This window comes from Anaerovorax odorimutans (genome assembly GCF_024459955.1).
Taxonomy (GTDB): Bacteria; Bacillota; Clostridia; order Peptostreptococcales; family Anaerovoracaceae; genus Hominibacterium; species Hominibacterium odorimutans_A.
In genome coordinates this window covers 1-507 of record NZ_JANFXK010000090.1, presented here as the reverse complement: position 1 = coordinate 507, position 507 = coordinate 1, and the positions used below count along the sequence as shown (strand labels likewise).

The following is a 507-nucleotide window of genomic DNA, read 5'->3' as shown; positions in this document are numbered from 1 at the left end:
TCAAGTCTCACAAGGCGAAACGATTCAAGTCCTTGACCTGGGTGCGTAAAAGCATCAAACGGATGGTGGGACTTACCGGCACGCCGGCCCCAAACGGTCTTTTAGACCTCTGGTCGCAGGTATACCTGCTTGACGAGGGACAGCGGCTGGGAAAACGGATTACCCATTACCGGGAACGATACTTTGATCCGGACGCCAGGGACAGGGACCACGTGTTCAGCTACGCGCCAAAGCCGGGAGCCGATGAAGCGATCCACCGGCTGATCGGCGACATCTGCATCAGCATGAGCGCGAAAGATTACTTGCAGCTTCCGGACCTGGTGGAGGACATCGTGCCGGTAGCCCTGGACAGCAAAGCGGCCAAAGCTTACGAGGAATTCGAGAAAAACCTGCTTGTTGAGATCGACGACGAACTTCTGGACGCCGGTTCCGCCGCGGTGCTTTCCGGAAAGCTGCTGCAAATGGCCAACGGGGCGGTGTACAACGAGGACAAGCAGCCGGTCGAAG

Annotated in this window: 1 protein-coding gene; it reads left to right on the top strand. The window is 57.6% G+C overall.

What is annotated here, in order from left to right; all coding sequences use genetic code 11:
• Positions 1 to 507, top strand: a 507-nt coding sequence (locus NE619_RS17990) for an SNF2-related protein (RefSeq protein WP_256133860.1), incomplete at both ends; no start/stop codon positions are given.